Source organism: Scandinavium sp. NPDC088450, from assembly GCF_044900545.1.
In the GTDB taxonomy this organism is placed as follows: Bacteria; Pseudomonadota; Gammaproteobacteria; order Enterobacterales; family Enterobacteriaceae; genus Scandinavium.
The window spans coordinates 1-23,864 of record NZ_JBJDNI010000003.1 but is presented as its reverse complement, the minus strand read 5'-3'; the positions used below and the strand labels follow the sequence as shown (position 1 = coordinate 23,864).

Sequence of the window (23,864 nt, the reverse complement as noted above, 5' to 3'; positions counted from 1 at the left end):
TCGATGCCGGTTAATGCCGACGCATAGCCTCTTTACATAAGCATTAAATGCGCTCAGGCTCAAGATGAATCCATTCATGGGTTAAGATAGATTTATACCTTCATTTCAAAAGCGAATAAATGGCACTAAGAGCTTCTCAACTAACGCCTGCGAAAAAAATCACGGTTCATGCCATCGGCAATCCTGTCGCACCGCCAGCTTTCCACCGCTGCCCGCAGTGCGACACGCTGTTCAGCCTGCCGGTGGTGAAGTCGCATCAGAGCGCCTATTGTCCCTGTTGCGATGCCAAAATTCGCGACGGGCGAGACTGGTCATTAACGCGCCTTGCCGCGATGGCCGTCACCATGCTGCTGCTGATGCCTTTTGCCTGGAGCGAGCCGCTGCTCCGGCTCCATCTGCTTGGCGTGCGTATCGATGCCGATTTGATGCAAGGCATTTGGCAGATGACCGATCAAGGCGATCCGATTCCTGCCGCCATGGTGCTGTTTTGCGCTGTCGGTGCGCCGCTGGTGCTGGTTATCTCCATCGCTTACCTGTGGCTTGGAAACATTCTGGGCATGAATTTGCGCCCCGTGCTGCTGATGCTCGAAAGGCTCAAAGAATGGGTGATGCTGGATATTTACCTGGTCGGGATCGGCGTGGCGTCAATCAAAGTGCAGGATTATGCATTCCTGCAACCAGGCATAGGCCTCGTTGCCTTTATCTCACTGGTTTTACTGAGCATTTTAACCCTTATTCATCTCAACGTGGAACAACTTTGGGATCGTTTTTATCCCCAGCGCCCTGCTCTTCGCGCCGATCCCGGGTTGCAGGTTTGTCTTGGATGTCATCACACGGGCTTTGCGGATAGCCGGGGTCGCTGCCGTCGTTGTCACGTTCCGCTTCGCCACCGTCGCCCCTATAGTCTGCAAAAATGTTGGGCTGCGCTGATCGCCTCGATAATCTTTTTACTTCCGGCAAACCTGCTGCCCATTTCGATTATCTATGTGAACGGCGCGCGTCAGGAAGACACCATCATGTCCGGCATCATGGGCCTGGCGAACAGTAACGTTGCGGTCGCCGCCGTGGTGTTTATTGCCAGTATTTTGGTGCCTTTCACCAAGGTGCTGGTGATGCTTACGCTGCTGATTTCCATTCATTTTAAGTGTGAGCAAGGCCTGCGAACCCGAATTTTGCTGCTGCGCCTGGTCACCTGGATTGGCCGCTGGTCGATGCTCGACCTGTTCGTCATCTCGTTAACCATGTCGCTCATCAACCGCGACCAACTTCTTGCTTTTACTATGGGACCCGCTGCGTTTTATTTCGGCGCTGCGGTAATATTGACTATTCTTGCTGTTGAATGGCTGGACAGCCGCTTACTTTGGGATGCACATGAGTCAGGAAACGCCCGCTTCACCGACTGAAGCGAGAATTAAAACAAAACGCCGTATCTCGCCCTTTTGGCTGCTGCCGGTCATCGCGCTGATGATTGCCAGTTGGCTCATCTGGAACAGCTATCAGGATCGCGGCACCACCATCACCATCGACTTTATGTCCGCGGACGGTATTGTCCCCGGTCGTACGCCTGTACGTTATCAGGGCGTGGAAGTGGGCACCGTCCAGGAAGTGCGCCTGACCAAAAATCTGAACAAAATTCAGGTCAAGGCCAGCATCAAAGGCGACATGAAAGATGCGTTGAAAGACGAAACGCAATTCTGGCTGGTCACGCCGAAAGCCTCACTGGCTGGTGTCTCCGGGCTTGATGCGCTGGTCGGCGGCAACTACATCGGGATGATGCCCGGCGGGGGGAATCCGCAAGAACACTTTACCGCACTGGATACCCAGCCACGCTACCGGCTCAACAATGGCGAGCTGATGATCCATCTGCATGCGCCTGATTTAGGCTCGCTGAACAGCGGCTCGCTGGTCTATTTCCGTAAAATCCCTGTCGGCAAGGTTTACGACTATTCGATCAACGCCAATAAGCAAGGCGTGACCATCGACCTGCTCATTGAACGTCGCTTCACCAATCTGGTGAAAAAAGGCAGCCGCTTCTGGAACGTCTCTGGCATTAAGGCCGACGTGGATTTCAGCGGCGCGAAAGTCCAGCTTGAAAGCCTGGCCGCACTGGTCAATGGTGCCATCGCGTTTGACTCCCCTGAAGACTCCAAAGCGGCAGATCAAAACGATGAATTTGGCCTGTACGAAGATTTGGCGCACAGCCAGCGCGGCGTCATCGTCAAACTGGATTTACCGGATGGTGCTGGCCTCAAAGCGGGGTCAACAGCATTGATGTACCAGGGTCTGGAAGTGGGTCAGTTAACCAAGCTGAATCTCAATCCTGGCGGCGCTGTCACGGGGGAAATGACCGTTGACCCAAGCGTGGTGAACCTCTTACGTGAAAATACGCGTATCGAGATGCACAACCCTAAACTGTCGCTCGATAACACCAATCTCAGCTCGTTGCTGACCGGCAGCACCTTTGAACTGGTGCCGGGTGAAGGCGAGCCGCGCGATCACTTCGTGGTGGTGCCAGCAGACAAAACGCTGTTGCAGGAACCCGGCGTAATCACCCTTTCGCTGACAGCGCCTGAATCTTATGGCATCGATGCCGGGCAGCCGGTCATTTTGCATGGCATCAAAGTTGGCCAGGTGCTGGAACGTAACCTGTCGAATAAAGGCGTCTCTTTCTCGATAGCGATTGACCCTCAGTATCGCGACCTGGTGCATGGCGACAGCAAGTTCGTGGTGAACAGCCGGGTCGATGTCAAAGTGGGCCTTGACGGGATTGAGTTCCTTGGGGCCAGCGCCAGTGAATGGATCAGCGGCGGTATTCGTATTCTGCCCGGTGATAAAGGGCCGATGAAGAAGGAATACCCACTGTTTGCCAATCTGGAAAAAGCACTGGAAAACAGCCTGGGCGACCTGCCGACCACCACCATGACGCTGACCGCGGACACCTTGCCGGACGTTCAGGCCGGTTCCGTGGTGCTGTACCGTAAGTTTGAAGTCGGCCAGGTTATTACAGTCCGTCCTCGCGCAAATGCGTTTGATATCGACCTGCATATCAAACCAGAGTACCGCCAGCTGTTAACGCAAAACAGCGTGTTCTGGGCTGAAGGCGGTGCAAAAGTGCAGCTGAATGGCAGTGGTTTAACCGTTCAGGCTTCACCCCTTTCGCGAGCGCTGCGTGGGGCAATCAGCTTCGACAACCTGAGCGGCGCAGGCGCTGGCGCGCGTAAAGGCGACAAGCGCATTCTGTATCCTTCTGAAACCGCGGCTCGCGCCGTAGGCGGGCAAATCACACTGCATGCCTTTGACGCCGGGAAGCTCTCAGCGGGGATGCCAATTCGTTATCTGGGTATTGATATCGGGCAAATCCAGACTCTGGAACTCATCACTTCGCGTAATGAAGTCCAGGCGAAAGCGGTACTTTACCCCGAGTACGTGAACACCTTCGCGCGCGGCGGGACACGTTTCTCGGTGATCACCCCACAGATTTCCGCAGCGGGCGTTGAGCATCTTGATACGATTTTGCAGCCTTACATCAACGTCGAACCTGGCCGTGGTGGCAATCCGCGCCGTGACTTCGAATTGCAGGAAGCCACCATCACCGACTCTCGCTATCTCGATGGCCTGAGCATTGTGGTGGAAGCGCCGGAAGCCGGATCGCTGAGTATTGGCACGCCAGTGCTGTTCCGTGGAATCGAAGTGGGTACCGTAACAGGCCTGCAATTGGGCTCGCTGTCCGATCGGGTGATGGTTGCCCTGCGTATCAGCCAGCGTTATCAGCATCTGGTGCGTAACAATTCGGTGTTCTGGCTGGCTTCCGGCTACAACCTCGACTTCGGCATAATCGGCGGCGTTGTGAAGACCGGGACGTTCAACCAGTTCATTCGCGGCGGTATTTCGTTTGCGACACCGCCAGGCACGCCATTGGCACCGAAAGCGCAGGAAGGCAAACACTTCCTGTTGCAGGATACGGAACCGAAAGAATGGCGTGACTGGGGCACCGCCCTGCCTCGCTGATCCCACACGACTCCGGCTGTAAGAAGCCGGAGTCGGTGTGCTAAACTGCGCGCCTTCCTTTTTTAGATTTGGTGCGTTTAGTGGCTTACCTTCCCGATTCTTTCCTTGAGGTGATGCGTGCAGCAATGCCTGCTCATCTCTCCTTCGATGATTTCATCGCCGCCTGTCAGCGCCCGCTGCGACGTAGTATTCGCGTCAATACGCTGAAAATCTCCGTGGATGATTTTCTGCAACTGGTCGCGCCGTATGGCTGGCAACTGACGCAGGTTCCGTGGTGCGAAGAAGGATTCTGGATCGAGCGCGAAGACGAAGATGCCCTGCCGTTAGGCAGCACAGCGGAGCACATGAGCGGCCTGTTTTATATTCAGGAAGCCAGTTCGATGCTGCCCGTCACGGCGCTTTTTGCCGAAGGTAACCAGCCTCAGCGAGTCATGGACGTGGCGGCTGCGCCAGGCTCTAAAACCACGCAGATTGCCGCGCGGATGAATAATCAGGGGGCGATTCTGGCCAACGAATATTCCGCCAGCCGTGTCAAAGTGCTGCACGCGAATATCAGCCGCTGTGGGATCAGCAACGTTGCTCTGACGCATTTTGATGGCCGCGTTTTTGGTGCCGCCGTGCCAGAAGCGTTTGACGCCATTCTGCTGGATGCGCCTTGCTCCGGTGAAGGCGTGGTCCGAAAAGATCCCGATGCGCTGAAAAATTGGTCCATGGAAAGTAATAACGCCATTGCCCAGACCCAGCGAGAACTCCTCGAAAGTGCGTTTCATGCGTTAAAGCCTGGCGGAACGCTGGTGTATTCCACCTGCACACTCAATCGGGAAGAAAACGAGGATGTGCTGGCCTGGCTGCTGGCCGAGTATCCGCAGGCTGTCGAAGTTACGCCTCTGAATGCGCTCTTCCCGGAAGCGGAAAAAGCGTTGACCGCCGAAGGTTATCTGCACGTCTTCCCACAAATTTATGATTGCGAAGGTTTCTTCGTGGCAAGGCTGCGTAAAACCGCCGCGATCCCTGCCCTACCTGCGCCAGGTTATAAAGTCGGTAAGTTTCCGTTCATGCCAATGAAAACCCGCGAAGCGGCCGCTGTGGCGCAAGCCGCACAAGCCGTTGGCTTGCAGTGGGATGAAACCCATTCGCTCTGGCAGCGAGATAAAGAGATCTGGCTTTTCCCGACAGAGATAGAACCACTGCTTGGCAAAGTGCGTTTTTCTCGTATTGGCCTGCGCCTGGCAGAGACCTTCAATAAAGGCTTCCGCTGGCAGCATGAAGCGGTTATCGCCCTCGCAAGTGAAAAAAGCGCACGTTTTGAACTCACTCAGGAAGAAGCCGAAGAGTGGTATCGCGGGCGTGATGTCTGGCCTGAATCGCCGCCAGGCCGCGATGAGGTTATTGTGACGTTTCAAGGGCATCCGTTGGGGATCGCCAAAAAAGTCGGTTCGCGACTAAAAAATAGCTACCCTCGTGAGCTGGTTCGCGATGGCAAACTTTTCGCTGGCAAGGTGTAAAGCGGGAAAAAATAAGCACGTTCTGACTGGCAAATTGCTCCGGCTTGTCTACGCTGAAAAATGGGCGGCCTAACTGGTCGTACCACAACGAAGCAGATAACCGGAGAGCATTATGACGAAAACCAGCGTACGCATTGGCGCCTTCGAAATCGATGATGCCGAGCTGCATGGCGAGCAGCAAGGGGAGCGAACGTTAAGCATTCCCTGTAAATCCGATCCCGATTTGTGCATGCAGCTTGATGCCTGGGATGCCGATACCAGCGTTCCCGCCCTTCTCGATGGGGAACATTCTGTCCTCTACCGTCAGCATTATGATCGTCAGTCCGATGCCTGGGTGATGCGTCTCGCATAGCCCAAAGAGAACCCGCCCGCAGGCGGGTTATTTACTCCAAACCGTCCCCCCGCTCCGCTTTGTCTACACTTACCTTACGTTGCACTAACGTGAGGACACGATGTTCGCTCTGGTTTTGTTTATCTGTTATCTCGACGGAGGGTGTGAGGATATCGTGGTTGATGTCTATAACACCGAGCCTCAGTGCGTACGCGCGATGGACGATCAGCGTTTGCGTCAGGGAGGATGTTTCCCGGTGGAGGACTTTATCGACGGTTTCTGGCATCCGGCACAGCACTACAGCGATTTATAATCACTGTAACTGCACCAGCGTTAGCTCGCCGCCAAACACCGCCCCGGTATCGATGTAATGCTGATTGCTGGCATCATAACGGTGCTTCAGCGGCGTGTGTCCAAACCAAAAGTGATCCGCGCCAGTAATGGTTGAATGCTTGCCCTCCAGATGATCGCTCAGACGTTGTCTGTCCCATAACACCCGATGCCAGTCGACCTCTTTCTGCCAGTGATAACTGTCCGCCGGATAGTCGGCATGCGCAATGACATGAACGCCAGAGTGCGTATCCACTTCGATGATGTACGGCAGTTGATGACACTCCAGCAACAGCAGTCTGGCCTCCGCTTTTGCTTCAGCCGACTCCTCCTCAAACCACGCGCCGCCATTCAATGCCCATAATGACAATTGCTGATGCTCAAGGGCATCCATCGCCATTTGTTCGTGATTGCCACGAATAGCAAAAAACCATTTCTGATGAATCAGTTCGAGGCATTTCAGACTGTCAGGGCCGCGGTCGATAAGGTCACCTACCGAAATAAGTAAATCCTGATAAGGATTAAATTTCAGGGCGTTGAGTTTATTCATTAACAGGCGATAGCAACCGTGCAGATCGCCGGTTAGCCAGATGTGTTGGCACTGCGTACCGTCAATTCTCTGATACATAATGATGCCCCCTGATATAAGTATAGGAGGTGGTACTGAAGGTGAGACGGGTGAATAACTTAAATCAAGGATAAACAAACCCGGAATATACTTCCCCAGCCCATTAAGCTCAGCTCGCTACGCCGCTAAAATAGCCTCATAGCAATGAAGAGGTTATTATCGTGTCGGACAATACACTGCATTCCGGGTATTCGCCTGCGCCTCGCGCGCATCTTATTTCAGATTTAGTCAAAGGCAAGCTTACCCCTGCGCCAATCTGGAAAGAGGTGGATTACCGCCTGAAATTCTTACTGCGCACGGTGATTTTCTACTCAGCCACCCGGCGGATGCTGGACAGCCTTGGCAAGCGCCAGGACTTTATGCAACTGCTAAAAGCCCAGGTCACATTGCCGAGCAAAACACACCGGCAGTACTTAGCGCGTGGCTTATCCTCCACGCAGCGTGCAGACGCCATTGTCGGGCATTATGAATTTATCGACTCAGTGCAAAGCCCGGCGCTGGTGACGGCGTTAACAGCGACAGAGCCCACAGAGCTGCTGAAGCTGGAAGGCAAAGATGGCGCGGAATTTACCCTGTATGCCTCTTGTGCTCACAAGGCCGAGCGTGAAGGCGAAAGCACCGTCTGGTTCTGTGATGCGCAAAATACCGTGCTGGCCAGCGCGACCTTTTGTATTACGCGCAGCAGCAAAGGTTGGGAACTGGTGGTCGGCGGGCTACAAGGGCCGCGTCGAGGCGTTTCGCATGAGGTCATTAAGCTTGCCACTCGTGCTTGCTACGGGGTATTCCCAAAACGCATCCTGGTTGAATTTTTTGGCCTGCTGGCCAGCCAGTGCGGCATTACCACGCTTAGCGGCGTGAGCGATAATGGCCACGTATTCCGCGCCCTGCGCTATCGCTTTAGCAAAGGCCGTCACTTCCATGCCAGCTACGATGAGTTTTGGGCTTCAATTGACGGCGTAAAACGCAATGCATTCCGTTGGGAGTTGCCTGTGCAGCAAGAGCGCAAATCGCTCGAAGAGATTGCCAGCAAAAAACGCGCTGAATACCGTCGTCGCTTTGCGCTGCTGGATGACATGGCCGTGCAGTTTGCTGCCCTGTTCCCCGCTTCAGACAAATGAAACAGGATGATCTGCCCGCCCGTGGGCAGAGTCCTTCCCTTACATCGATTGCGTCGGACACAGAACTTTCGTTATCATCAGACTACTCCCTTCCGTTAGTCTGCAGGCGAAAGATTCTGGCTATGAGCAAAACTGAAATTGCCCTGATAATCATTGTGCTGCTTATTCTGGCGGTTTGCGTCTGGTTTATTTTCAGTAACCAGATTTGGGTGATGGTCAGTTATCTGGAAACACTGTTGTATCCCGAGATTGTCACACCTGAGTAAAACGTCACTTGTTGCGGATTAAAATGCAAAAAAAAACAAGATGCCGTTTGAACCCACTCCGCTTCCTTAATACCATGAATGCCGAAATGTAAAGTGACGTGATTGTTCATCCCGACAACCCATCGATTTGCATTTCAGGTCTGTCTGAATCCATATTCCCTGGACGCGCAACTTTCAGACCAACCACCTGTGGCGCTGCATATCCCTGTAAGCCGCAAAGTGAGTCCGATACTATAATATTTATTGCAAGCTTTCCCCTTTGCCCTGCGAAGCGAAGGGGATTTTTTTTGTCTGTAGACGCAAAAAAATCGTGTAAAAGAAATGTTAAGACCGAAAGTGTTGTGATATAAAAGATTCAGGTCGGGGCAAAAGTGTGGGAAATTTTCGCATCGACTGTTGTAAGCCATTGACTGGACTTGCAGATAAAAAGAGACCGAATACGATTCCTGTATTCGGTCCAGGGAAATGGCTCTTGGGAGAGAGCCGTGCGCTAAAAGTTGGCATTAATGCAGGCTAAAGTCGCCTTGCCCTTTAAGAATAGATGACCATGCCAGGTTTTCCAGTCCGCGACAAAAGTGGTCAAAAAAAAACCGTGAGCAAAGCGTCACAAAAAACAAAAACCGCAAGTATTCGTCAGAATAACTTGCGGTTTTTTATTGCACATCAAACGGTTAGCGTTACGCTTCAGCAGAGTTTCTCGGCACGCGAAATAAACGGCTCAAGGCTCATTTTTTGGCCAGCATGGGCCGGATCGTCAATCTGAATCACCGAAATGGGCTGTGCCGTTGTTTTCCCCTCTTTCACTTCTTGTTCAGCCACCGCGTTCAGCGGGTACTGCACCAGCGTGCTGGGATTAATGGCATACAGCGCATTGCCCGGACGACAGGTCAACATCACCTCTTCACGATTAAATGCCCACTTATCTTTGCCGACTTCAAAGCGGCTGACGGTGATCACCTGCGGGGCGGCAAGAGCCGCTCCAGAAGTTGCCAGTAACACGAGTGACAGAACGAGTTTTTTCATGATTTCGCCAATAATTTCAGAACGGTTCCCAGGTGGCGAAAGCGCTTACCGCCGCCAGCACCAGAGCCCCTAATACCATTTCAGCCTGCGTCAGGCGCAAGAACAGTTTTTCAATATGCTGCCGATCCGCTGCCATTCGCGGGACCAGAACATACCGGTTTATGAGCGCAATGGCGACCATCAGTGCCACCAGCCCCATTTTCACCACCAGCAGAGTGCCGTATGCCGTGTCGGTGTACAGCGATCCCTGGATCAAAAATGCGTTCATCAGGCCACTCAACACCACGCCCGCCACCGCCAGATGTCCATATCGCGAGAAACGCATCATGGTGGCGATAGCACTGGCTCGCCAGCGCCCTTGTGCTAAACGAACGCAATAGGCGAACGGCAACAGGCCGCCAAACCAGGCGGCCGCGCACAGCAGATGAATCGCGTGATTGGTGCGCTGTAGCACGCCGCTCATGCCTTCACGCATTGCAGCATGGCCGACACCGGCCATCAACAAAAACTGTGCGACGCAAAGAATGAGCAGCAGCGGCATCAACCGTGATGGCCGCAGCCACCACACCACGACGGTAATCCACGCCAACAGGATTTGCCACAGCCAGATACTGCCAAAGCGTGTACCAGCCACCAGCAGCCAGATATCCGGCTGGACGACGTCGCTCCAGCCATTGCCCATCAGCCCTCCCTGCAACATCAGCATCAGGGTCGCGCTGCTGGCGCTGAGGAAGAGCGTAACGGAAAGCAACCGTGAAAAACGCTGGCTTATCAGGCGTCGAACCTGAGGCTCAGCCCACCAGGCCGAGTACAGGACGCAACCAAATGCCAGCATCAGGCAGACAAAATGCCCCCAGCGCAGTCCGATATAGAATGAAGCCAACACGCTTATTTCACGCTGAAGTGATACTGGCCTTTGGTTTTATGCCCGTCCACCGACACAACATGCCAGTCAACGGTGTAATCGCCCGGTTTCAGCGCTTGCTCAACCGGGACAATCAACTGCGTGTTGTCTTTTTCATTCAGTTTCGCTGTTCCCACTGGGATTTGCGCCTGCTGCGGCCCCGTTAAGGTCACGCCGCTGAATTTCACTTCAACCCCTTCCGAGAAGTTCAGAGTCAGCGCCTGAGGCGCTGCTGTGACCTGAGCATCGGCTGCGGGATATTGATGTTTAAGATGGGCATGTGCCAGTGCTGTGGAAGTCGTTAACATGCAGGTCAGGAAAACCGCCGCGCTCAATGCGCGAGAAGCGATGGGGGTCATTCTCTTCATTCCCTTTTGTTATGTATCTGTCGCCAAGAATAACGCTGTATAATGTTCGCGTCGAGATTCACCGCCGCCGGGCTTGCTATTCTGAGACACTCTTAGTAATTTCTGCCCAGGTTTAAGAAGGAGCACATCATGGAAAACAATCTGGCAAAAATTCCGCAAGACGAGATGGACAAGGTCAATGTCGATTTGGCGGCTGCGGGTGTGGCATTTAAAGAGCGCTACAATATGCCGGTTATTGCTGAAGTGGTTGAACGCGAGCAGCCAGGCCATCTGCGTGACTGGTTTCGCGAGCGTTTGATCGCGCACCGTCTGGCTTCCGTGAATCTCTCTCGCCTGCCGTACGAGCCAAAACAGAAGTAAGATTTTTCCTTTGTTACACTTCCTTACATAACCCCTGCTACAATCTTGAGAAGATTCTGAAGCATTCACCAGGGACATTGTGTAAGGAAACCACTATGCCTGCATGGACCATTGCTGCAGCCCAGTACCCAACCCGTAACAGGAGCGTTGCGGAACACGTTGCACTGCATTTGCGTTTTATCGAAGCGGCCTCGACGTTGGCCTGCAATCTGATTGTTTTCCCGGAGCTCTCCTTAACAGGCCCCGGAAAGCGTCATCCCCTTCCTGCTCCTCCCGATCAAGAACTGTTACAACCCTTGAGTTTTGCTGCGGCTCGTCATCGCATGACTATCGTTGCAGGCTTACCTGTAGAGGTGAATGGAGAAGCCCGCAAAGGCGTCGCCATTTTTCTGCCTGATGCACCCTCTCCGCTTATTTTAAGCCAGGGCCAGGGCACCTGTCTGACACCGAAGGCCAACCAGGTCAGTGTGCTGCCGCCGGATGCCGAAGGCCACGAGCTTGATCCCTCCGCTACTTTACTGGCCGCGGGCACCTGCACTCGCGAATTTCAGCAGCAACAATCCGTGCAACAGCTGCAGCGCCTCGCGCATAAGTACGCGATTGCGGTCCTGAAATCGAACTACGCTGATGGCAGTGCTTTATGGGACGAAAATGGTCAACTCATTGTTCGGGCTGACAGCGGTGAACTTCTGCTGACCGGGCGAAAATATTCCAGCGGCTGGGAGGGCGACATCATTCCTTTGCACGAACACCGTTACGCCATTGACGAAATCCGCTGCGACGCATAACCTTCCCTTTTTAGCCGGGAGAACATTATGTTACGCGTTATCGATACGGAAACCTGCGATTTACAGGGCGGCGTGGTTGAGATCGCCTCAGTGGATATCGTTGACGGCAAGATAACGAACCCGATGAGCCATCTGGTGAGGCCAGACCGACCGATAAGCCCTCAGGCGATGGCTATCCATCGCATCACCGAAGAGATGGTGGCTGACAAACCGTGGATTGAGGAAGTGGTGCCGCACTATCAGGGCAGCACGTGGTATGTCGCGCACAATGCCAGCTTTGACCGCCGCGTTCTGCCAGAAATGAACGGGGACTGGATTTGCACCATGAAGCTGGCACGCCGTCTGTGGCCGGGCATTAAATACAGCAATATGGCGCTGTATAAATCCCGCAAGCTTAACGTTGTAACGCCCCCCGGCCTGCATCATCACCGCGCACTGTACGACTGCTATATCACCGCGGCGTTGCTTATCGACATCATCAACGTGTCGGGCTGGACGCCAGATCAGATGGCCGATATCACCGGTCGCCCGGCATTGTTGACCACCTTCACCTTTGGCAAATACCGCGGCAAGCCTGTTGCAGAAGTGGCCGAGAACGATCCCGGCTACCTCCGCTGGCTGTTCAACAATCTCAATTCGATGAGCCCCGAGCTGCGTTTAACGCTCAAACACTGGCTCGGCGAATAATCAACGCGGTGCCTGGCCCGGTAACGTCCCCTGGGCCAGCGCAATCAGGAAAGTGTATTCCAGCGCCACGCCCTCATAGCTTTTGAAACGCCCTGATTTACCGCCGTGCCCGGAATCCATCTCCGTACAGAGCAACAGCAAATTATCATCGGTCTTGAGTTCACGCAGCTTCGCCACCCATTTTGCCGGTTCCCAGTACTGAACCTGCGAATCGTGCAGGCCGGTGGTCACCAGCAGATGAGGATAAGCTTTCGCTGCCACGTTATCGTACGGGCTGTATTCTTTCATGTAGCGATAGTATTCCTCATCCTGTGGATTGCCCCATTCTTCAAACTCACCGGTAGTGAGAGGAATCGATTCGTCGAGCATGGTGGTCACAACATCAACAAACGGAACCTGTGCGATCACCCCGTGGAACAGTTCCGGACGCTCATTGATGGCGGCTCCCATCAGCATGCCTCCGGCGCTTCCGCCCATGCCGTAGCACAAAGCAGGACTGCCAAAACCTTGCGCCAGTAACGCATCACAAACGTCGAGATAATCATTGAAAGTGTTTTTCTTCAGCAGGAATTTGCCGTCTTCGTACCACTGCTGGCCCAGTTCGCCGCCACCGCGAACATGTGCAATGGCAAACACAAAACCCCGGTCGAGCAGGCTTAAACGGCTGCTGCTGAAATCGGCGTCCATGCTGGCACCATAAGAACCGTAGCCATACACCAGCAATGGATTTTTGCCCTGGCGGAAATGCTTGCGGTGATAGACCAGCGACACCGGCACCTCGACGCCATCACGCGCTTTGATCCACAAATGCTCGCTGCGATAGAGGCTTGCGTCAAAGCCCTTCACTTCCTGCTGCTTGAGCACTTTGCGCTCGCCGGTGTCCATGTTCAGCTCAAACAACGTGTCTGGCGTTGTCATTGATGAATAACCGTAACGCAGGCGCGAAGTATCTGATTCAGGGTTGTAGGCCACCCAGGTGACATAAGCCGGATCGTCAAAGGCGATACCCGTGACTTCCCGTGTTTTACGGTTAATTTGCCTCAGGCTGGTCAGCCCACGCTGGCGCTCTTCCACCACCAGCCAGTCGGTAAACAGGGTAAAGCCTTCAAGCATCACATCATCACGCGCCGGGATCAGCGTTTCCCAGCGGCTTTCGTCGCGAACAGAGGTGCGATAGAGACCAAAATTTTTCCCGTCACGGTTAGAGCGAAGATAAAAATTGTGCTGGAAATGGTCGACGCTGTACTCATGATCTTTGCGACGAGGCAGGAAACAGATCGGCTGTGCATCCGGCATTTCGGCATCCAGCAGCAGCACTTCACTGGTGGTGGCACTTGAGAGGTAAATGATCACATAGTGCTTCGAGCTGGTTTTATGCAGGCTGACATAAAACATGTCGTCCTGTTCTTCATACACCATTTCGTCAGCAGAGACCGGCATTCCAACGGTATGCCGCCATACCTGATAAGGCAGCAACGTGGTCGGGTGTTTACGCACGTAATAAATCGTTTGTGAATCGTTGCCCCACACAAATTCGGGCTCGATGTTCTCCAGCGTTTCCGGGTACCAGTTCTCGGTTTCCAGGTTGCGAATTCGCAGGCCATACTGGCGGCGCGAAAGATAGTCTTCCGTTAAAGCCATCAGGGTATTGTCTGGCGAAATGCCCAGCCCGCCGAGGGTATAAAACTCGCTGTGTGCCGCGCGCTGATTGCTGTCGAGCAACAGCTCCCATTCATCCCATTCTTCTTTCTGAACAGACTGACGCTGATAGAGCGCATACTCGCAGCCCGGTTCATAAATCTGCCGGTAGCGATACCCGTTCTTCGTATAGGGAGCAGAAACCTCGCGCTGTGGAATACGGTCCACAATCTCCTTCAGCACCTTATCTTGCAGGCTACGCTGTGAAGCCATCACTTCACGCCCGTAGTCATTTTCCTGCTTCAGATAGTCGAGTACTGCTGGCTGTGAACGATCATCGTCGCGCAGCCAGAAGTAATTGTCGGTTCGCGTGTCGCCATGCAGGGTCATGACGTGGGGAATGCGTTTTGCTTTTGGTGGCATGTCGTTGTTCTTCTGCGTAATACATTTACCCTAAGGGTGGCAAAAGTGCAGAACGATGCAAGCGAAACCTGCCAATGTGGCGTTAAACGGCTTGTTTTTGTGCCTTCAGGTCGGCTTCGATGCCGTCACGAACGTCCTGGGGGATTTTCAGTGCATCACCCAGCGCGTTGAGATAACTGCGTTCCATAAAGTGATCGATATCGATGGCAGCACAGCTGAGGAAATAAAGCTCCAGAGCTTCCTCTTCATTGCGGACATCACGGGCCAGAAGTTGAGGATCTAGTGGCTGAGCAATGGCTTTCTCCACCAATTGACGCCCCTGTGATTCCACACCCGCCTCCTGCAACTGCTGCTCAATGGCGGCACGTTCCTGGTCGTCAATGTGCCCATCACTCTTTGCAGCAAACACCAGGGCATAAATCAGACGCTCTGTTCGCACATCCACAGGGCTAGTTTGTTGCCCGAACTGCGGTTCACCCTGATGCGCGGTTTTCACTTTGTCTTTGTATTTATTCCACAGCACGGTGCCAGCCACCGCCCCACCGCCAACCAATAACGCGCCTGTACCGTATTTGGCTAACAGTTTGCGGGAGGATTTGCTGGACACCAGCAAGCCGGCGAGACCACCGAGTGCGCCTGGCACCAGCAGTTTGCTAAGCCCCTGCTCGCCAGAAGGCTGAGCAGAGGAAGAAGATTGACCGAGTAAAGACTGGAGTTGATTGAGCCAGTTAGCCATGATTTCCTCGCGGCGCAGTGATGAATTCTTCCAGACTAAGCGAGACGATGTAAGGTTTCGTCTGGGCTGGCTAAAGATACGCAAAGTCCCTAACCTCATCGTCTGCTGTTCTGCGGGAAGACAGACGCAAACGTTTTCGTATATACTGGCGGCCACTTTTTTACTGTGGAATTTCGTTATGACTGTACTAGGCACCGCGCTGCGTCCGGCGGCAACCCGCGTAATGTTATTAGGCTCTGGCGAGCTGGGAAAAGAAGTGGCCATTGAGTGCCAGCGTTTGGGCATTGAAGTGATTGCCGTTGACCGTTACGCCGATGCGCCTGCGATGCACGTCGCGCACCGCAGCCACGTCATTAATATGCTCGAGGGACAGGCGCTTAAAGCGCTGGTGGAGCAGGAAAAGCCCGATTTTATCGTGCCAGAAATTGAAGCGATCGCCACCGATATGCTGATTGAACTGGAACAAGCCGGGCAGCACGTGGTTCCCTGCGCTCGCGCGACAAAGCTCACCATGAACCGCGAAGGCATTCGCCGCCTCGCAGCAGAAGAGTTGAAGCTGCCTACCTCCAGCTACCGTTTTGCGGACAGCGAAACAGCCTTCCGTGGTGCCGTGGCAGAGATTGGCCTGCCTTGCATCATCAAGCCGGTGATGAGTTCATCGGGTAAAGGCCAAAGCTTTATTCGCACCGAAGATCAGCTTAGCGCCGCCTGGCAATATGCCCAGCAAGGTGGGCGCGCGGGTGCCGGTCGAGTCATTGTAGAAGGTGTGGTCAAGTTTGATTTCGAAATCACCCTGCTGACCGTCAGTGCCGCAGATGGTGTGCATTTTTGTGCCCCCGTCGGCCATCGCCAGGAAGATGGCGATTACCGCGAATCCTGGCAGCCACAGCAGATGAGCGCGCTGGCACTGGAGCGTGCGGAGGCTATCGCCCGTGAAGTAGTGCTGGCGTTAGGCGGTTACGGCTTGTTTGGCGTCGAACTGTTCGTCTGCGGCGACGAGGTTATCTTCAGTGAAGTTTCTCCTCGCCCACACGACACTGGCATGGTGACGCTGATTTCACAGGATCTGTCTGAGTTTGCACTGCACGTTCGCGCGTTCCTGGGTTTACCGATTGGCGCGATTCGTCAGTACGGCCCGTCAGCTTCGGCGGTGATTTTGCCTGAAATGACCAGCAACAATGTGAGCTTCGGCAATCTTGAAGCCGCTGTTGGGGCGAGTGTGCAATTGCGCCTGTTTGGCAAGCCGGATATCGACGGAACACGTCGTTTGGGCGTGGCGTTAGCCGTGGCGGAAGATGTGGAAACTGCGGTTAAGCGGGCGAAAGTGGCGGCTGCAGCAGTGAGTATTCACGGATAAAACATGCCGGGCGGCACGTTGTTTGCCCGGCCTACAAAACTAAAAAAATGCCCGGTGGCGCTTACGCTTACCGGGCATTAAATTGGGTGCGGTCTGGTGCCCTCACCCCTTCCCTCTCCCACGGGAGAGTGTGCACTCACTAAAAAACCTTCTTAGAAAGAAGGTTTTTGCAGTTTATTTCGCGCCTTCAACCGCTTCGCGAGCAATTTTGGTGATGCGGTCGTAATCGCCAGATTCCAGCGCATCGGCTGGGACCAACCAGGAACCGCCGATACACAGCACGCTCTTCAGCGCCAGGTAGTCACGGTAGTTCGCCGGTGAGATGCCGCCAGTTGGGCAGAAACGGATGTGAGCGAACGGACCCGCAATCGCCTGCAGTGCTTTAGTACCGCCGTTTGCTTCCGCCGGGAAGAATTTGAACTCTTTCAGGCCGTAATCCATGCCCAGCATCAGTTCGGACACCGTGCTGATGCCCGGGATCAGCGGGATAGTGCCTTCGGTAGCGGCTTTCAGCAGAGGCTCAGTCAGGCCCGGGCTGATGGCAAACTGCGCACCGGCTTCGGTCACTTCTTTCAACTGCTGAACGTTAGTCACGGTACCTGCACCGACGATAGCGTCCGGCACTTCTTTCGCAATGGCGCGGATAGCGTCCATCGCACATGCAGTACGCAGCGTCACTTCCAGTACGCGCACGCCACCAGCAACCAGTGCTTTCGCCATTGGCACCGCGTGTTCCAGTTTGTTAACCACGATAACCGGGACAACCGGGCCGTTGGTCAGGATTGCTTCTGCTGTTGTTTTCCAGTTTTTCATCAGAGTTGTTCTCTCGCCAGAATGAGTAAACTTGTCGTATTAAAAAGTGATGCAGGTTGCGCCCTGCTCCGCACCAGAGAGGTTTTCACGCAGCGCGCCAAACAACTCACGTCCGGTGCCCACTCGTTGTGCGCTCAAATCAGGAATATGTGGCTTACGTGCTGCCAGTTCCGCTTCATCTACCAGCAGGGTCAGTTCACCTGTCTGGCCATTAACACGAATCATGTCGCCATCGTGGACTTTCGCCAGCAGACCCCCGTCGTAAGCTTCCGGGGTGACGTGAATGGCTGAAGGTACTTTACCGGATGCACCGGAAAGGCGTCCATCGGTGACTAACGCAATTTTGAAACGGCGGTCCAATAATACACCTAATGGCGGCATAAGTTTATGTAATTCTGGCATGCCGTTGGCTTTTGGTCCCTGAAGACGCACCACCACCACGCAATCTTTGTCCAGCAGGCCAGCTTCGAAGGCTGGCAAGACGTCATGCTGGCTTTCAAAGACCACCGCTGGCGCTTCGATAACCTGATTCTCCACCGGTACGGCAGAGGTTTTCATCACCGCGCGTCCCAGGTTACCGCTCAGCACTTTGGTGCCACCGTGATGAGAGAAAGGTTTGTCGAAGCTGGCGATAACCGCTTCATCCAGCGACGCCTGCGCCCCTTCACGCCAGTCCAGTTCACCGTTATTCAGCCATGGCTCCAGGGTGTAACGATGCAGGCCATGACCGGCCACGGTGTCCACGTCTTCATGCAGCAATCCGCCTTTCAGCAGTTCACGCACCAGCACAGGCACGCCGCCCGCCGCCTGGAAGTGGTTGATATCCGCAGGACCGTTCGGGTACAAACGCGCCATCAGCGGCACCACATCAGACAGGTCAGAGAAATCATCCCAGTTAATGATGATGCCAGCAGCGCGAGCCATCGCCACCAGGTGCATGGTGTGGTTAGTGGAACCGCCGGTAGCCAGCAGAGCGACAATGCCGTTCACCACCACTTTCTCATCGAACATTTTACCGAGCGGCATCCATTCGTTGCCGTTACCGGTCATACGCGTCACCTGGCGTGCAGCAGCCGCAGTCAGCAGCTCACGCATTGGCGCATCCGGATGTACGAACGACGACCCCGGCAACTGCATGCCCATAAACTCAATAACCATCTGGTTGGTATTGGCTGTGCCGTAGAAAGTACAGGTGCCTGGCGCGTGATAAGAAGCCGCTTCAGATTCCAGCAGCGCCATGCGATCCACTTTGCCTTCAGCGTAAAGCTGACGTATGCGCACTTTTTCTTTGTTCGGCAGACCGCTCGCCATGGGGCCAGACGGAATGAAGATAGAAGGAAGATGACCGAAGGAGAGCGCCGCCATTGCCAACCCCGGGACAATTTTATCGCACACGCCCAGATACAGCGCGCCATCAAACATATTGTGAGACAGCCCGACCGCTGCGGACATTGCAATCACTTCACGGCTCAGCAAAGAAAGCTCCATGCCGTCCTGACCTTGCGTCACACCATCACACATGGCAGGAACACCGCCAGCAACCTGACCGACCGCGTTGACGCTGTGCAGCGCTTTACGGATCACATCCGGATAGTGTTCATAGGGCTGATGTGCCGACAGCATGTCGTTGTAGGAGGTAATGATCGCGATATTGTTACGAAGCATGCTTTTCAGCGACGCTTTGTCATCGGGCTGACAGGCAGCAAAGCCATGAGCCAAATTCCCACACGCCAGACTGGAGCGTTGGACGGTATCGGATTTAGCCTGCTTAATCCTGGCGAGGTAGGCACTGCGGGTCTTTTGTGAGCGTTCAACAATGCGTTGTGTTACGCGTAACAATACAGGATTCATAAAAGCTCCTCAAATTCTGAGTGTCTGGGCTTAGGCATTAACACGAAATTCAGGAGTGATTAACAATGCTGAAACGCGCGTGTGCTGTAGCTCAGGGGCAAATTCATCTCCCTTGAGTGTAATAAAAAAAGCCCCGATGGTGAACCACCCGGGGCTTAAATGCGCAAATATCGCACGAGATGCTGTGTCAGATCATGTTACCGGTAAAATACCCTGATCGGAGTAGCATCTGATTTTACTCGAACTCGTTCCAGGAGCGGCCGTCACGGGTGATCATCGCCACGGAAGCAACCGGTCCCCATGTGCCTGCCTGATACGGTTTTGGCGCATCCTGATCGGCGGCCCACGCTTCGGTGATGGAGTCGACCCATTTCCACGCCTCTTCCACTTCATCACGACGCACGAACAGCGCCTGAATACCGCGCATGGTTTCCAGCAGCAGACGCTCGTAGGCATCGGCCAGATGCGTTTCGTTGAAGGTTTCGGAGTAGCTCAGATCCAGCTTGGTAGTCTGCAGGTTGTGCTTGTGATCCAGACCCGGCACTTTGTTGAGGATCTGAATGTCCACGCCTTCGTCTGGCTGCAAACGAATGGTCAGTTTGTTCTGTGGCAGTTCTTGCCAGGACTCTTTGAACAGGTTGAGTTCTGGGGTTTTGAAGTAAACGACAACTTCGGAACATTTGGTCGGCAGACGTTTACCGGTACGCAGGTAGAACGGCACGCCAGCCCAGCGCCAGTCGTCGATATCCACACGGATAGCCACGAAGGTTTCGGTGTTGCTGCTCTTATTCGCGCCTTCTTCTTCCAGATAGCCCGGCACTTTTTTGCCCTGGGCAAACCCGGCGGTGTACTGACCGCGTACGGTTTTATCACGCACGTTTGAGCGGTCGATACGACGCAGCGATTTCAACACTTTCACTTTCGCATCGCGAATGCTGTCCGCGCTCAGGTCAGACGGCGGTGACATCGCAATCATGCACAGAATTTGCAGCAGGTGGTTCTGGATCATGTCGCGCATCTGCCCGGCCTGATCAAAATATCCCCAACGGCCTTCGATGCCCACTTCTTCCGCCACGGTGATTTCCACGTGATCGATAGTGCGGGAATCCCAGTTGTTGACGAACAGAGAGTTAGCAAAGCGCAGCGCCAGCAGGTTCAGGACCGTTTCTTTACCGAGATAGTGGTCGATACGGTAAACCTGGCACTCTTCGAAGTATTCGCCCACCTGATCGTTGATTTCGCGAGAGGTTGCCAGAGAGGTTCCCAGCGGTTTCTCCATCACGACACGTGCCGGTTTGGCGTTGAGCTTCGCCTCACCCAGCCCTTTGCAGATGGCGCCAAAAGTGCTTGGCGGCATCGCGAAATAGTTGATGGTCACGCGCTCTTTCTGATCGAGCATTTTGCCCAAACGGGTGAAGGCTTTGGTGTCGTTGACATCCAGATTGCAGAAGTCCAGGCGACCGCTAAGGGTGTCCCACAGACTCTCGTCAATCTTCTCCTTCATGAAGGTTTCCAGCGCCTCGCGCACCACTTTGGTGTATGCATCTTTATCCCAATCGGCACGCCCTACCCCAAGAATACGGGTGTCCGGATGGATCTGGCCCGCTTTCTCCAGTTGATACAGGGAAGGCAGCAATTTACGACGCGCCAGATCGCCTTTCGCGCCGAAAATGACCAGATCGCATGCCTGGGCCGTTTGCGTTACCGCCATGTCATTCTCCTCAGTTGGATTGCCTGGTGCTTCTGCCAGGCGCTATTTGTAATTTTCTTACGCTGCACTGTACTGTGTTTACGTGAATGCCGAAACCCTGAACCGCCCGTCGACGCCATATAAAGGCATTTCCGGGAAAAAAAGGGCATCATTTCCGAGTCAATCGCTTCATTTTGTTCGTCATTTCGCCAGTTCACGTCGGGCAAAAGGCGACTCTGATCATGTAATGAAAAAAAACAACGTAAATTGTCCTCTTTCCTCAGCATTGCCGCGGGCACAGGGGTATATTCTCACTAAAATGCATGCCGATTTCATCCATTAATGGAATCGCTTTCACCGATGAGCGTCTGTTAACCATGAACATGCTGGAAAAAATCCAGTCTCACCTAGAAAACCTTAGCAAATCCGAGCGGAAAGTGGCGGAAGTGATCCTCGCCTCCCCGAGTCAGGCCATCCACTCCAGTATTGCCACGCTGGCGCTTCAGGCAGCCGTTAGCGAACCTACCGTTAACCGTTTCTGCCGCAGCCTGGATACCCGAGGCTTCCCTGATTTTAAGCTGCATCTGGCACAAAGTCTTGCGAACGGCACGCCTTACGTAAACCGTAATGTCGATGAAGACGACAGCGTTGAAGCCTACACGGGGAAAATCTTCGAATCGGCTATGGCAAGCCTCGACCATGTACGGCAATCTCTTGATATGTCGGCCATCAATCGTGCGGTGGATTTGCTGACTCAGTCCAGGAAAATTGCCTTCTTCGGGCTGGGTTCTTCCGCCGCTGTCGCGCACGATGCCATGAACAAGTTTTTCCGCTTCAACGTGCCGGTTATCTATTCCGATGACATTGTCCTGCAAAGAATGAGCTGTATGAATTGCAGCGATGGCGACGTGGTGGTGCTGATTTCCCACACCGGGCGAACCAAGAACCTGGTCGAACTTGCGCAGCTCGCAAGGGAAAACGATGCTATGGTTATCGCCCTCACCTCCGCTGGCACGCCGCTGGCGCGTGAGGCTTCTCTGGCCATTACGCTGGACGTGCCGGAAGATACCGACATTTATATGCCAATGGTTTCTCGCCTTGCCCAGCTCACCGTGATTGATGTGCTTGCCACAGGCTTTACTTTGCGGCGTGGCGCAAAATTCCGGGATAACTTGAAGCGGGTCAAGGAAGCATTAAAAGAATCGCGGTTTGATAAGGAACTGCGGGTTGGCAGTGAAAATCACTAAAAGTTTATAACAAGCTTGTAACCTATTTGTACATTCGGGTAAGTTCCAGCAGTAGACTATGCACAGGCGGACCCCCGATTCCTGTTCACGCAACACCAAAATTGTTTCAGCAACGGAGTATTACATGTCCAGAAGGCTTCGCAGAACCAAAATCGTGACCACGTTAGGCCCGGCGACCGACCGCGATAATAACCTGGAGAAGGTTATTGCCGCTGGTGCGAACGTTGTCCGCATGAACTTCTCTCACGGCAGCGCCGAAGATCATAAGCTTCGTGCCGATAAAGTCCGTGAGATAGCCGCCAAACTGGGTCGTCACGTCGCCATTCTTGGCGATCTGCAGGGACCAAAAATCCGTGTGTCTACCTTCAAAGAAGGGAAAGTGTTCCTGAACATTGGCGACAAATTCCTGCTTGATGCCAACCTGGGTAAAGGCGAAGGCGACAAAGACAAAGTCGGTATCGACTACAAAGGCCTGCCTGCTGACGTCGTGCCTGGCGATATCCTGTTGTTAGACGATGGTCGTGTGCAGCTTAAAGTGCTCGAAGTTCAGGGCATGAAAGTGTTCACCGAAGTCACCGTTGGTGGCCCACTGTCCAACAATAAAGGCATCAACAAACTGGGCGGCGGCCTGTCCGCGGAAGCCCTGACTGAAAAAGACAAAGCCGATATCCAGACCGCCGCCCTGATTGGCGTAGACTATCTGGCGGTTTCCTTCCCGCGCTGCGGTGAAGACCTGAACTACGCGCGCCGCCTGGCTCGCGATGCAGGTTGTGATGCCAAAATCGTCGCGAAAGTGGAACGTGCTGAAGCGGTCTGCAGCCAGGACGCGATGGACGATATTATCCTCGCCTCCGACGTAGTAATGGTTGCACGTGGTGACCTGGGTGTTGAAATTGGCGACCCGGAACTGGTCGGTATTCAGAAAGCGCTGATTCGTCGTGCTCGTCAGCTGAACCGCGCGGTGATCACCGCCACTCAGATGATGGAATCGATGATCACCAACCCAATGCCAACCCGTGCAGAAGTCATGGACGTGGCTAACGCCGTGCTGGATGGTACCGATGCCGTGATGCTTTCTGCGGAAACCGCCGCAGGCCAGTACCCTTCAGAAACCGTTGCTGCCATGGCACGAGTTTGTCTGGGTGCCGAAAAAATCCCAAGCATCAACGTCTCCAAGCACCGTCTGGATGTACAGTTCGATAACGTGGAAGAAGCTATTGCGATGTCCGCAATGTATGCTGCAAACCACCTGAAAGGGGTTTCCGCGATTATCTCTATGACCGAATCAGGCCGTACTGCCCTGATGACGTCTCGTATCAGTTCCGGCCTGCCGATTTTCGCCATGTCTCGCCATGAACGCACGCTGAACCTGACGTCACTGTACCGCGGGGTAACCCCGGTCCACTTCGACAGTGCAACCGACGGTGTGGCAGCAGCCAGCGATGCCGTTAATCTGCTGCGTGATAAAGGCTATCTGGTGTCCGGTGACCTGGTTATCGTGACTCAGGGCGACGTGATGAGTACTGTTGGTACCACCAACACTACTCGTATTCTGACTGTCGAGTAAAATACTGCCCGGCGGCGCAAGCTTGCCGGGCCTACAAAAAATGTAGATACTGTTATGCCACGCAAGCATTTTCTGTGTGCAACGTGGCATCGAACGGGCGTCCTGATTTCAGGACGCCGTACGCCACCTGCGCCAGTTTTCGCATCATTGCCCCGATTATCAGCTTCGCGTTCTTCCCGTTTTTCTCCAGCCTTTCCCTGAACACCCGGCCCCATTCTGTTTTGTA

General features: G+C 54.0%; 22 protein-coding genes and 1 pseudogene. 13 read left to right on the top strand and 10 right to left on the bottom strand.

Annotation, left to right across the window (positions count from 1 at the left end):
• Positions 1-119: 119 nt before the first annotated feature.
• From yebS to ACI2I2_RS04090, 5 genes are all read left to right on the top strand, one after another.
• Positions 120-1,403 (top strand): membrane integrity lipid transport subunit YebS, encoded by a 1,284-nt coding sequence (gene yebS / locus ACI2I2_RS04110; protein ID WP_404656748.1) that lies wholly within the window; start codon positions 120-122, stop codon positions 1,401-1,403.
• Entirely contained in the window at positions 1,372-4,008 is a 2,637-nt protein-coding gene (locus ACI2I2_RS04105; RefSeq protein WP_404656747.1) for an MlaD family protein, read from the top strand. Before yebS ends, ACI2I2_RS04105 begins: the two co-directional genes overlap by 32 nt.
• A gap of 80 nt (positions 4,009-4,088) precedes the next feature.
• A complete protein-coding gene (gene rsmF, locus ACI2I2_RS04100; protein ID WP_404656746.1) occupies positions 4,089-5,513 on the top strand; it encodes a 16S rRNA (cytosine(1407)-C(5))-methyltransferase RsmF in 1,425 nt (474 codons plus the stop codon).
• A gap of 112 nt (positions 5,514-5,625) precedes the next feature.
• A complete protein-coding gene (locus ACI2I2_RS04095) occupies positions 5,626-5,865 on the top strand; it encodes a YebV family protein (RefSeq protein WP_330983592.1) in 240 nt (79 codons plus the stop codon).
• A gap of 100 nt (positions 5,866-5,965) precedes the next feature.
• A complete protein-coding gene (locus tag ACI2I2_RS04090) occupies positions 5,966-6,157 on the top strand; it encodes a YebW family protein (protein ID WP_404656745.1) in 192 nt (63 codons plus the stop codon).
• On the opposite strand, the gene pphA is transcribed toward ACI2I2_RS04090, so the two are convergent.
• Positions 6,158-6,802 (bottom strand): protein-serine/threonine phosphatase, encoded by a 645-nt coding sequence (gene pphA / locus ACI2I2_RS04085; RefSeq protein ID WP_404656744.1) that lies wholly within the window; start codon positions 6,800-6,802, stop codon positions 6,158-6,160.
• Positions 6,803-6,963: 161 nt separating this feature from the next.
• Here pphA and ACI2I2_RS04080 point away from each other — a divergent pair, with 161 nt between their 5' ends.
• Together ACI2I2_RS04080 and ACI2I2_RS04075 are read left to right on the top strand one after the other, a co-directional pair.
• Positions 6,964-7,920, top strand: coding sequence for a VirK/YbjX family protein (locus ACI2I2_RS04080; protein ID WP_404656743.1), 957 nt, complete (start codon positions 6,964-6,966; stop codon positions 7,918-7,920).
• A 122-nt stretch (positions 7,921-8,042) separates the two neighbouring features.
• Positions 8,043-8,186 (top strand): Ecr family regulatory small membrane protein, encoded by a 144-nt coding sequence (locus ACI2I2_RS04075; protein ID WP_404656742.1) that lies wholly within the window; start codon positions 8,043-8,045, stop codon positions 8,184-8,186.
• 684 nt (positions 8,187-8,870) lie between these two features.
• Here the strand turns inward: ACI2I2_RS04075 and ACI2I2_RS04070 are convergent.
• The 3 genes from ACI2I2_RS04070 to yobA are packed head-to-tail and all read right to left on the bottom strand — an operon-like array spanning position 8,871 to position 10,472.
• Complete coding sequence (locus ACI2I2_RS04070; protein ID WP_404656741.1) at positions 8,871-9,209, bottom strand: YebY family protein; 339 nt, start codon at positions 9,207-9,209, stop codon at positions 8,871-8,873.
• A gap of 16 nt (positions 9,210-9,225) precedes the next feature.
• Entirely contained in the window at positions 9,226-10,095 is an 870-nt protein-coding gene (gene copD, locus ACI2I2_RS04065) for a copper homeostasis membrane protein CopD (RefSeq protein WP_404656740.1), read from the bottom strand.
• Between the two features lie 2 nt (positions 10,096-10,097).
• Positions 10,098-10,472, bottom strand: coding sequence for a CopC domain-containing protein YobA (yobA, locus tag ACI2I2_RS04060; RefSeq protein ID WP_404656739.1), 375 nt, complete (start codon positions 10,470-10,472; stop codon positions 10,098-10,100).
• A gap of 138 nt (positions 10,473-10,610) precedes the next feature.
• Here yobA and ACI2I2_RS04055 point away from each other — a divergent pair, with 138 nt between their 5' ends.
• The 3 genes from ACI2I2_RS04055 (at position 10,611) to exoX (ending at position 12,316) form a co-directional block, all read left to right on the top strand.
• Complete coding sequence (locus ACI2I2_RS04055; protein WP_330983661.1) at positions 10,611-10,841, top strand: DNA polymerase III subunit theta; 231 nt, start codon at positions 10,611-10,613, stop codon at positions 10,839-10,841.
• 95 nt (positions 10,842-10,936) lie between these two features.
• Positions 10,937-11,629: a nitrilase-related carbon-nitrogen hydrolase gene (locus ACI2I2_RS04050; RefSeq protein WP_404656738.1), complete on the top strand. Its 693-nt coding sequence runs from the start codon at positions 10,937-10,939 to the stop codon at positions 11,627-11,629.
• Positions 11,630-11,656: 27 nt separating this feature from the next.
• Positions 11,657-12,316: an exodeoxyribonuclease X gene (gene exoX / locus ACI2I2_RS04045; RefSeq protein WP_330983662.1), complete on the top strand. Its 660-nt coding sequence runs from the start codon at positions 11,657-11,659 to the stop codon at positions 12,314-12,316.
• On the opposite strand, the gene ptrB is transcribed toward exoX, so the two are convergent.
• Together ptrB and ACI2I2_RS04035 are read right to left on the bottom strand one after the other, a co-directional pair.
• Positions 12,317-14,377, bottom strand: coding sequence for an oligopeptidase B (gene ptrB / locus ACI2I2_RS04040; protein WP_404656737.1), 2,061 nt, complete (start codon positions 14,375-14,377; stop codon positions 12,317-12,319). It lies immediately after the preceding gene.
• 82 nt (positions 14,378-14,459) lie between these two features.
• Positions 14,460-15,113, bottom strand: coding sequence for a tellurite resistance TerB family protein (locus tag ACI2I2_RS04035; RefSeq protein ID WP_404656736.1), 654 nt, complete (start codon positions 15,111-15,113; stop codon positions 14,460-14,462).
• 178 nt (positions 15,114-15,291) lie between these two features.
• Here ACI2I2_RS04035 and purT point away from each other — a divergent pair, with 178 nt between their 5' ends.
• Positions 15,292-16,470, top strand: a complete 1,179-nt coding sequence (gene purT, locus ACI2I2_RS04030; RefSeq protein WP_404656735.1) for a formate-dependent phosphoribosylglycinamide formyltransferase — start codon at positions 15,292-15,294, stop codon at positions 16,468-16,470.
• Positions 16,471-16,644: 174 nt separating this feature from the next.
• On the opposite strand, the gene ACI2I2_RS04025 is transcribed toward purT, so the two are convergent.
• The 3 genes from ACI2I2_RS04025 to zwf all read right to left on the bottom strand — a co-directional run bounded on the left by ACI2I2_RS04025 (position 16,645) and on the right by zwf (position 20,845).
• A complete protein-coding gene (locus ACI2I2_RS04025) occupies positions 16,645-17,283 on the bottom strand; it encodes a bifunctional 4-hydroxy-2-oxoglutarate aldolase/2-dehydro-3-deoxy-phosphogluconate aldolase (RefSeq protein WP_330983666.1) in 639 nt (212 codons plus the stop codon).
• Between the two features lie 39 nt (positions 17,284-17,322).
• Complete coding sequence (edd, locus tag ACI2I2_RS04020) at positions 17,323-19,134, bottom strand: phosphogluconate dehydratase (protein ID WP_404656734.1); 1,812 nt, start codon at positions 19,132-19,134, stop codon at positions 17,323-17,325.
• 235 nt (positions 19,135-19,369) lie between these two features.
• On the bottom strand, positions 19,370-20,845 hold the full coding sequence (zwf, locus tag ACI2I2_RS04015) for a glucose-6-phosphate dehydrogenase (protein ID WP_312625967.1): 1,476 nt from the start codon (positions 20,843-20,845) through the stop codon (positions 19,370-19,372).
• Positions 20,846-21,201: 356 nt separating this feature from the next.
• Between zwf and ACI2I2_RS04010 the strand changes: the two genes are divergently transcribed.
• Together ACI2I2_RS04010 and pyk are read left to right on the top strand one after the other, a co-directional pair.
• Entirely contained in the window at positions 21,202-22,071 is an 870-nt protein-coding gene (locus ACI2I2_RS04010; protein ID WP_404656919.1) for a MurR/RpiR family transcriptional regulator, read from the top strand.
• A 124-nt stretch (positions 22,072-22,195) separates the two neighbouring features.
• Positions 22,196-23,638, top strand: a complete 1,443-nt coding sequence (gene pyk, locus ACI2I2_RS04005) for a pyruvate kinase (RefSeq protein ID WP_404656733.1) — start codon at positions 22,196-22,198, stop codon at positions 23,636-23,638.
• A gap of 52 nt (positions 23,639-23,690) precedes the next feature.
• Here pyk and ACI2I2_RS04000 read toward each other — a convergent pair.
• Positions 23,691-23,864: pseudogene (locus ACI2I2_RS04000) on the bottom strand (IS110 family transposase); the annotation flags it as partial.

Bases quoted from the DNA above. Each gene is read 5' to 3' on its own strand.
- zwf (WP_312625967.1), bottom strand. From the start codon at position 20,845: ATGGCGGTAACGCAAACGGCCCAGGCATGCGATCTGGTCATTTTCGGC.
- pyk (WP_404656733.1), top strand. From the start codon at position 22,196: ATGTCCAGAAGGCTTCGCAGAACCAAAATCGTGACCACGTTAGGCCCG.
- ACI2I2_RS04055 (WP_330983661.1), top strand. From the start codon at position 10,611: ATGGAAAACAATCTGGCAAAAATTCCGCAAGACGAGATGGACAAGGTC.
- pphA (WP_404656744.1), bottom strand. From the start codon at position 6,802: ATGTATCAGAGAATTGACGGTACGCAGTGCCAACACATCTGGCTAACC.
- exoX (WP_330983662.1), top strand. From the start codon at position 11,657: ATGTTACGCGTTATCGATACGGAAACCTGCGATTTACAGGGCGGCGTG.
- yebS (WP_404656748.1), top strand. From the start codon at position 120: ATGGCACTAAGAGCTTCTCAACTAACGCCTGCGAAAAAAATCACGGTT.
- yobA (WP_404656739.1), bottom strand. From the start codon at position 10,472: ATGACCCCCATCGCTTCTCGCGCATTGAGCGCGGCGGTTTTCCTGACC.
- ACI2I2_RS04050 (WP_404656738.1), top strand. From the start codon at position 10,937: ATGCCTGCATGGACCATTGCTGCAGCCCAGTACCCAACCCGTAACAGG.
- purT (WP_404656735.1), top strand. From the start codon at position 15,292: ATGACTGTACTAGGCACCGCGCTGCGTCCGGCGGCAACCCGCGTAATG.
- ACI2I2_RS04010 (WP_404656919.1), top strand. From the start codon at position 21,202: ATGAACATGCTGGAAAAAATCCAGTCTCACCTAGAAAACCTTAGCAAA.
- ACI2I2_RS04070 (WP_404656741.1), bottom strand. From the start codon at position 9,209: ATGAAAAAACTCGTTCTGTCACTCGTGTTACTGGCAACTTCTGGAGCG.
- ACI2I2_RS04095 (WP_330983592.1), top strand. From the start codon at position 5,626: ATGACGAAAACCAGCGTACGCATTGGCGCCTTCGAAATCGATGATGCC.
- edd (WP_404656734.1), bottom strand. From the start codon at position 19,134: ATGAATCCTGTATTGTTACGCGTAACACAACGCATTGTTGAACGCTCA.
- ACI2I2_RS04105 (WP_404656747.1), top strand. From the start codon at position 1,372: ATGAGTCAGGAAACGCCCGCTTCACCGACTGAAGCGAGAATTAAAACA.
- ACI2I2_RS04025 (WP_330983666.1), bottom strand. From the start codon at position 17,283: ATGAAAAACTGGAAAACAACAGCAGAAGCAATCCTGACCAACGGCCCG.
- ptrB (WP_404656737.1), bottom strand. From the start codon at position 14,377: ATGCCACCAAAAGCAAAACGCATTCCCCACGTCATGACCCTGCATGGC.
- ACI2I2_RS04075 (WP_404656742.1), top strand. From the start codon at position 8,043: ATGAGCAAAACTGAAATTGCCCTGATAATCATTGTGCTGCTTATTCTG.
- ACI2I2_RS04035 (WP_404656736.1), bottom strand. From the start codon at position 15,113: ATGGCTAACTGGCTCAATCAACTCCAGTCTTTACTCGGTCAATCTTCT.
- ACI2I2_RS04090 (WP_404656745.1), top strand. From the start codon at position 5,966: ATGTTCGCTCTGGTTTTGTTTATCTGTTATCTCGACGGAGGGTGTGAG.